General features: G+C 56.3%; 7 protein-coding genes and 1 pseudogene. 5 read left to right on the forward strand and 3 right to left on the reverse strand.

Features of this window, described 5'->3' with window-relative positions; all coding sequences use genetic code 11:
- Nucleotides 1-72: 72 nt before the first annotated feature.
- Nucleotides 73-1,242, forward strand: a complete 1,170-nt coding sequence (gene metK / locus DBY86_RS09395) for a methionine adenosyltransferase (RefSeq protein ID WP_107819775.1) — start codon at nucleotides 73-75, stop codon at nucleotides 1,240-1,242.
- 91 nt (nucleotides 1,243-1,333) lie between these two features.
- Here metK and DBY86_RS09400 read toward each other — a convergent pair whose 3' ends face one another.
- Nucleotides 1,334-1,780: an Rrf2 family transcriptional regulator gene (locus DBY86_RS09400; protein WP_107819776.1), complete on the reverse strand. Its 447-nt coding sequence runs from the start codon at nucleotides 1,778-1,780 to the stop codon at nucleotides 1,334-1,336.
- A 173-nt stretch (nucleotides 1,781-1,953) separates the two neighbouring features.
- On the opposite strand from DBY86_RS09400, the gene DBY86_RS09410 reads away from it, so the two are divergent.
- Nucleotides 1,954-2,343 carry a hypothetical protein gene (locus DBY86_RS09410; protein WP_107819778.1) on the forward strand — a complete coding sequence of 130 codons (390 nt, stop codon included), beginning with the start codon at nucleotides 1,954-1,956 and terminating at the stop codon, nucleotides 2,341-2,343.
- 28 nt (nucleotides 2,344-2,371) lie between these two features.
- The gene (locus DBY86_RS09415; RefSeq protein WP_107819779.1) at nucleotides 2,372-3,529 is read left to right on the forward strand and encodes an NnrS family protein; all 1,158 of its coding nucleotides are present in this window, start codon (nucleotides 2,372-2,374) and stop codon (nucleotides 3,527-3,529) included.
- Between the two features lie 63 nt (nucleotides 3,530-3,592).
- Here DBY86_RS09415 and DBY86_RS09420 read toward each other — a convergent pair whose 3' ends face one another.
- Nucleotides 3,593-4,465, reverse strand: coding sequence for a prephenate dehydrogenase (locus tag DBY86_RS09420; RefSeq protein ID WP_107819780.1), 873 nt, complete (start codon nucleotides 4,463-4,465; stop codon nucleotides 3,593-3,595).
- 84 nt (nucleotides 4,466-4,549) lie between these two features.
- Here DBY86_RS09420 and DBY86_RS09425 point away from each other — a divergent pair, with 84 nt between their 5' ends.
- Together DBY86_RS09425 and DBY86_RS09430 are read left to right on the forward strand one after the other, a co-directional pair.
- Nucleotides 4,550-5,362, forward strand: a complete 813-nt coding sequence (locus tag DBY86_RS09425; protein WP_107819781.1) for a carbon-nitrogen hydrolase family protein — start codon at nucleotides 4,550-4,552, stop codon at nucleotides 5,360-5,362.
- Between the two features lie 162 nt (nucleotides 5,363-5,524).
- Nucleotides 5,525-6,400, forward strand: coding sequence for a DMT family transporter (locus DBY86_RS09430; RefSeq protein ID WP_107819782.1), 876 nt, complete (start codon nucleotides 5,525-5,527; stop codon nucleotides 6,398-6,400).
- Nucleotides 6,401-6,757: 357 nt separating this feature from the next.
- Here DBY86_RS09430 and DBY86_RS09440 read toward each other — a convergent pair.
- Nucleotides 6,758-6,952: pseudogene (locus tag DBY86_RS09440) on the reverse strand (IS110 family transposase); the annotation flags it as partial.

The following is a 6,952-nucleotide window of genomic DNA, read 5'->3' on the forward strand; positions in this document are numbered from 1 at the left end:
TCCCGCTGTCGACATTATGTTCATACAACATGCCGTCTGAAGAAGATGGTTTGTTTTTCAAGGAAAATCTCAATGAGCGAATATCTGTTTACTTCCGAATCGGTATCCGAAGGCCATCCGGATAAAGTTGCCGACCAAGTATCTGATGCAATTTTGGATGCCATCTTGGCGCAAGACCCCAAAGCGCGTGTCGCGGCGGAAACTTTGGTCAACACAGGCTTGTGCGTATTGGCGGGCGAAATCACCACCACCGCCCAAGTGGACTACATCAAAGTCGCACGCGAAACCATCAAACGCATCGGCTACAACTCCTCCGAGCTGGGCTTTGATGCCAACGGCTGCGCAGTCGGCGTGTACTACGACCAACAATCTCCGGACATCGCCCAAGGCGTGAACGAAGGCGAAGGCATCGACTTGAACCAAGGCGCGGGCGACCAAGGCCTGATGTTCGGCTACGCCTGCGACGAAACCCCGACCCTGATGCCGTTTGCCATCTATTACAGCCACCGCCTGATGCAGCGTCAAAGCGAATTGCGCAAAGACGGCCGCCTGCCGTGGTTGCGTCCCGACGCAAAAGCGCAGCTGACCGTGGTTTACGACAGCGAAACCGGCAAGGTAAAACGCATCGACACCGTCGTCCTGTCCACCCAGCACGACCCTGCCATCAGCCATGAAGAACTGAGTAAAGCCGTGATCGAGCAGATTATCAAGCCCGTTCTGCCGCCCGAAATGCTGACCGCCGAAACCAAATACCTGATCAACCCGACCGGCCGCTTCGTCATCGGCGGTCCGCAAGGCGACTGCGGTTTGACCGGCCGTAAAATCATCGTCGATACCTACGGCGGCGCAGCTCCGCACGGCGGCGGCGCGTTCTCCGGCAAAGACCCGTCCAAAGTCGACCGTTCCGCCGCTTACGCCTGCCGTTATGTTGCGAAAAACATCGTCGCTGCGGGTTTGGCAACCCAATGTCAGATTCAGGTTTCCTACGCCATCGGCGTTGCCGAACCGACTTCGATTTCCATCGATACCTTCGGCACAGGCAAAATCAGCGAAGAAAAACTGATTGCCTTAGTTCGCGAACATTTCGACCTGCGCCCCAAAGGCATCGTCCAAATGCTCGACCTCTTGCGCCCGATTTACGGCAAATCCGCCGCCTACGGCCACTTCGGCCGCGAAGAGCCTGAATTTACTTGGGAGCGCACCGACAAAGCGGCCGCATTGAAAGCAGCCGCCGGTCTGTAATTTGGTCTGAATAAAGAAATGCCGTCTGAAACCGAACTGCCTCCGGAGGCGGTTTGTGTTTCAGACGGCATTTTTGCAGCCTTTTGCAGCCTTAATGTTGCGTTACAATCGGGATTCTCGGTTCGTAGAGCAGGTCGTAGGTCGGCTTGTTGAGCAGGTCTTGCAGCGTAAAACCGTCCAGATACGTGAAAAACGACTTCATCGCGCCGCCGAGTATGCCTGTCAGACGGCAGGACGGTGTAATCAGGCATTCGTTGTTCTCGCCCATGCACTCGACCAGCTGCATCGGTTCGAGATGACGGACGACCGCACCGATATTGATGCAGTCGGGCGGAGCGGCAAGCCTCAGGCCGCCGCCTTTTCCGCGTATGCTGTGTAAGAACCCGCCTTTGACCAGCGAAGTAACCACCTTCATTAAATGACTTTTGGAAATACCGTATGTTTCGGCAATGGTGCCGATATTGACAAGCATATCGTCATTGATGGCGGCATAGATGAGGACGCGTAGACCGTAGTCCGTATGTTGGGTCAGATACATGATTTTTCCAGTATGGTTCGTTATTTTTATTGTCGCTGTCCAAGTTTCACAGAAAATACCTTAAAGGTTGAAACTTTGTCAGTCAGGGCGGTAGAATGCAGCCTGTTCGCGGCAGTATGCCGTCTGAAACAGGCGGGCTGCCGTTTGATAATTTATTATTATAACTCAAAATCATGAAACCGTTGAAACGACATTCGGCACTTATTGGACTTTCGCGCGACCACCACCATTCGCTTTCCCTGTGCGTGCGGCTGCTGCGTACGCCGGAAGAAGGGCATCGGGACGAACTCGAACCGCATTTTGCCGAACTGGAAATCCATTTTTGCGAAGAAGAAGCCAAGTTTGCCCCGATTTGGCAGAATGTCGCCCCCGAATTGAAACAACGTTTCGAGAAAGACCACGCCCGACTGCGGCAGATGATGGCGCAACCCGAATACGGGAGCAAAATATGGAACACGGATTTTGCCGTTACGCTCCGCGATCACGCGCGCTTTGAAGAACGCGAGCTGTTTCCCGCCGCCGAACCGTTTTTGCCGTCCGAGCCCGCCGGTTCGGAGGGCTGAATATATTAACGACAAATAAGGAACACGAATGAGCGCATTTACCAAACACCCCGTCTGGGCAATGGCGTTCCGCCCGTTTTATTCGCTGGCGGCACTGTACGGCGCATTGTCCGTATTGCTGTGGGGCTTCGGCTACACGGGAACGCATGAGCTGTCTGGTTTCTATTGGCACGCGCATGAGATGATTTGGGGTTATGCCGGACTGGTCGTCGTCGCCTTCCTGCTGACCGCCGTTGCCACATGGACGGGACAGCCGCCCACGCAGGGCGGGGTTTTGGCCGGGCTGACCGCCTTTTGGCTGGCGGCGCGGATTGCTGCCTTTATCCCGGGTTGGGGTGCGTCGGCAAGCGGCATACTCGGTACGCTGTTTTTCTGGTACGGCGCGGTGTGCATGGCTTTGCCCGTTATCCGTTCGCAGAATCAACGCAACTATGTCGCCGTGTTCGCGCTGTTCGTCTTGGGCGGTACGCACGCAGCGTTCCACGTCCAATTGCACAACGGCAACCTAGGCGGACTCTTGAGCGGTTTGCAGTCGGGGCTGATTATGGTGTCGGGCTTTATCGGCCTGATTGGGATGAGGATTATTTCGTTTTTTACGTCCAAACGGTTGAATGTGCCGCAGATTCCCAGTCCGAAATGGGTGGCGCAGGCTTCGCTGTGGCTGCCCATGCTGACCGCCATGCTGATGGCGCACGGCGTGATGCCTTGGCTGTCGGCCGTTTTTGCCTTTGCGGCAGGTGTGATTTTTACCGTACAGGTTTACCGTTGGTGGTATAGGGCCGTGTTGAAAGAACCGATGCTGTGGATTCTGTTTGCCGGTTATCTGTTTACCGGATTGGGGCTGATTGCGGTCGGCGCGTCTTATTTCAAACCCGCCTTCCTCAATTTGGGCGTGCACCTGATCGGGGTCGGAGGTATCGGCGTGCTGACTTTGGGCATGATGGCGCGTACCGCGCTCGGTCATACGGGCAATCCGATTTATCCGCCGCCCAAAGCCGTTCCCGTTGCGTTTTGGCTGATGATGGCGGCAACCGCCGTCCGCATGGTTGCCGTATTTTCTTCCGGCACTGCCTACACGCACAGCATCCGCACGTCGTCGGTTTTGTTCGCCCTCGCGCTGCTGGTGTATGCGTGGAAATACATCCCGTGGCTGATCCGTCCGCGTGCCGACGGCAGGCCGGGTTGAGCAAAACCGCCGCAGATTTTCGGTCTGCGGCGGTTTCGGTTTGGGCGCGATGCCGTCTGAACATCAATTTTCATCAGACCAGCCGTCGCGTGTGGTTTTGGCTTCTTCAAGATAACAGTACAGGGCGGGACGGTCCCGGTTAAGCAGGATGGTTTCCAAAGTGTCCAACTGCCTGCCCAAGCCCCGAATCAGCTCCAACAGGTTGTCCCTGTTGGCAAGGCAGATGTCCGCCCACACAGCAGGGTGGCCGGAAGCGATGCGGGTAAAGTCCTGAAAGCCCGTGGCGGCAAATTTCAGATACGCCTTCCCGTCGGGGTGGTCGAAAAGCTGGTGGACATAGGCAAAGGCGGTCAGGTGGGGCATATGGGAGACGGCGGCGAAAACCGCGTCGTGTTTTTGCGCGTCCATCGTATAAATTTCCGCACCGACCGCGCGCCACAGGTTTTCTACCAATGCGATGCCGTCTGAATCTTCGCCGCCGTGTGGTGTGATGATGAGTTTTCTGTTTTTGAACAGACCGTACTGCGCCGAATCTGCCCCGCTTTTGTCGGAACCGGCAATCGGATGGGCGGCGATGCAGTGGTGCAGGCGGTCGGGCAGACAGCGGCGGAAGGCTTCGATGACCGAAGATTTGGTGCTGCCGACATCGGAAATCCAAGTGTGTTCCGGCAAAACGGGGCGCAGCGCGGTCAAAATGGCGGGAACGGTGGCGACGGGCGTGGCAATCAGCACCAAATCCGCACTGCCGATGCTGTCCGCGTCGATGGCAACGGACGCACGGTCAATCACGCCGCGTTCCAATGCACGTTCGAGGTTGTCGCGGTCGGTGTCGATACCGGTAACGGTGCGGACGAGTCCCTGCCTTTTGAGGTCGAGAACGAACGAACCGCCGATCAGCCCTACACCGATGAGGGCAATATGGTTCAAAATGGGCATTTGTGTAAACGGTTTTCGCAAAGTGCCGTCATGGTAGCCTATCGGCGGAATATGCCGCAAGGTCGGCAGGGAAAAGGAGAAGAAATGGACAAAATCAGAGTTGCCGCCGTGCAGATGGTGTCGGGCGTGTCGCCTGAAACCAACGTTGCCGCCATGAAACGCCTGGTCGCACGGGCGGCGGAGCAGGGTGCGGATTGGGTGCTGCTGCCCGAATATTGGGTGCTGATGGGCGCAAACGATGCCGACAAACTCGCGCTTGCCGAGCCTTTGGGCGGCGGACGCTTTCAGACGGCATTGGCGGAAACGGCGAAAGCGTGCGGCGTGGTGCTGTTCGGCGGAACCGTGCCGCTGCAAAGCCCCGAAGCGTGCAGGGTCATGAATACTTTATTGGTGTACGGGCGCGACGGCAAACGGACGGGGCTGTACCACAAAATGCACCTCTTCGGTTTTTCCGGTTTGGGCGAACGCTATGCCGAAGCCGATACCATCCGCGCGGGCGGGGAAGTGCCGCATCTGTCGGCGGACGGCGTGTCCGTGGCGGCAGGCATCTGTTACGACTTGCGTTTTCCCGAATTTTTCCGCCGCCAGCTGCCGTTTGACGTATTGATGCTGCCCGCTGCGTTTACGCACACGACGGGCAAGGCGCATTGGGAGCTGCTTTTGCGTACGCGTGCCGTCGAAAACCAATGTTACGTCGTGGCGGCGGCACAGGGCGGGCTGCACGAAAACGGCAGGCGCACGTTCGGACACAGCATGATTGTCGATCCGTGGGGCGAAGTTTTGGACGTATTGCCCGAAGGCGAAGGCATCGTTACGGCAGACATCGATGCAGGCAGGCTGAATAGCGTCCGCAACCGCCTGCCCGCCCTGAAACACCGGGTTTTGGATGCCGTCTGAAACGCGGTTTTATATATAGTGGTTTAACAAAAATCAGGACAAGGCGGGGCAACGCTGTATCGGTTTAAATTTAAACCACTGTACTTTTGCTGTATTTTGTTCCGTCAGCTTGTTAAACTGTTGCCCATATTCCAAAAAATACGGCTTTTGCCGCACATACCGATGCTTTACCAAATCCTTGCCCTGATTATCTGGAGCAGCTCGTTTATTGCCGCCAAATACGCCTATGCCGCCATCGATCCCGCGCTGATGGTCGGCGTGCGTCTGCTGATTGCCGCGCTTTTGGTGCTGCCTGCCTGCCGCCGTCATGTCGGCAAGATTCCGCGCAGGGAATGGAAGCCGTTGCTGGCGGTATCCTTCATCAGTTATGTATTCACCCTAATGATGCAGTTTATCGGACTGAAATACACGTCTGCCGCCAGCGCATCGACCATCGTCGGACTCGAGCCGTTGCTGATGGTGTTTGTCGGACACTTCTTTTTCAACGACAAAGCGCGTGCCTACCACTGGATATGCGGCGCGGCAGCATTTGCCGGTGTCGCGCTGCTGATGGCGGGCGGTGCGGAAGAGGGCGGCGAAGTCGGCTGGTTCGGCTGTTTTCTGGTGCTGCTTGCAGGAATCGGTTTCTGCACGGCAGTCCGCCCGACTCAACGGATGATTGCCCGTATCGGCGCACCGGCATTCACATCTGTTTCCATTGCCGCCGCATCGCTGATGTGCCTGCCGTTCTCACTTGCCTTGGCGCAGAGTTATACCGTGCATTGGAGCTGGCAGGGCGTGGTGTCGCTGCTGTATTTGGGCGTGGGGTGCAGCTGGTACGCCTATTGGTTGTGGAATAAAGGTACGGGCAGTGTTCCGGCAAACGTGTCGGGACTGTTGATTTCGCTCGAACCCGTCGTCGGCGTGTTGTTGGCGGTTTTGATTTTGGGCGAACATTTATCGCCCGTGTCCGCTTTGGGCGTGTTTGTCGTCATCGCCGCCACTTTTGCCGCCGGCTGGCTGTCGCGCAACAGGGGCGGGGAGGGCGATGCCGTCTGAAGGCGGTGGGACGGGTTTGTATTTGCGCCGATGAGGACGCGCGCCACATATTTTGCGGAAGCCGTTGCAGCCGCATAAGTGATGCAGGCTTTATGTCCGATGCCGTTTCCAAGATGAACAAGCATCCTGATTTTTCTATTTTTTTTTTTTTTCAGAATTAAAAAAAGTATTGCGCCCCTTTGGCGGGGTGCGATATATAAAGTGTCCGCCGATTGGACATTTTTTGGCGCATCCCGTCCCTATCGAACACCCCGGCAGCCTCCGCTTTGAACGCGTAACCGCCAAGGCTTGCAGCATAGGGCAGTGCTGTAGCAACTGTATTTTTCACCCCGTCGGGCAAAAATACCAAAACTCAAATCAAGCCATTTGGATACCGTTTTCGGTGGTACCGTTTTCGGCAAAGTAATCACGCATCCGGGCATTCGATATCGTCAGCAGTTTGCGCATACATGCCGTAACGGCAACCTTATACGGCTTACCCTTGGACAGCAGGCGTTGGTAGAAATCCCGAATAAGCGGTTCAAAACGTGTCGCTGCCACGGTAGCCATATA

Origin of the sequence: Neisseria bergeri, from assembly GCA_003044455.1 — a bacterium.
In the GTDB taxonomy this organism is placed as follows: Bacteria; Pseudomonadota; Gammaproteobacteria; order Burkholderiales; family Neisseriaceae; genus Neisseria; species Neisseria bergeri.

Excerpts from the sequence above, each read along its gene's own strand:
- DBY86_RS09410 (WP_107819778.1), top strand. The coding sequence starts at position 1,954 with ATGAAACCGTTGAAACGACATTCGGCACTTATTGGACTTTCGCGCGAC.
- DBY86_RS09415 (WP_107819779.1), top strand. The coding sequence starts at position 2,372 with ATGAGCGCATTTACCAAACACCCCGTCTGGGCAATGGCGTTCCGCCCG.
- DBY86_RS09420 (WP_107819780.1), bottom strand. The coding sequence starts at position 4,465 with ATGCCCATTTTGAACCATATTGCCCTCATCGGTGTAGGGCTGATCGGC.
- DBY86_RS09425 (WP_107819781.1), top strand. The coding sequence starts at position 4,550 with ATGGACAAAATCAGAGTTGCCGCCGTGCAGATGGTGTCGGGCGTGTCG.
- DBY86_RS09430 (WP_107819782.1), top strand. The coding sequence starts at position 5,525 with ATGCTTTACCAAATCCTTGCCCTGATTATCTGGAGCAGCTCGTTTATT.
- metK (WP_107819775.1), top strand. The coding sequence starts at position 73 with ATGAGCGAATATCTGTTTACTTCCGAATCGGTATCCGAAGGCCATCCG.
- DBY86_RS09400 (WP_107819776.1), bottom strand. The coding sequence starts at position 1,780 with ATGTATCTGACCCAACATACGGACTACGGTCTACGCGTCCTCATCTAT.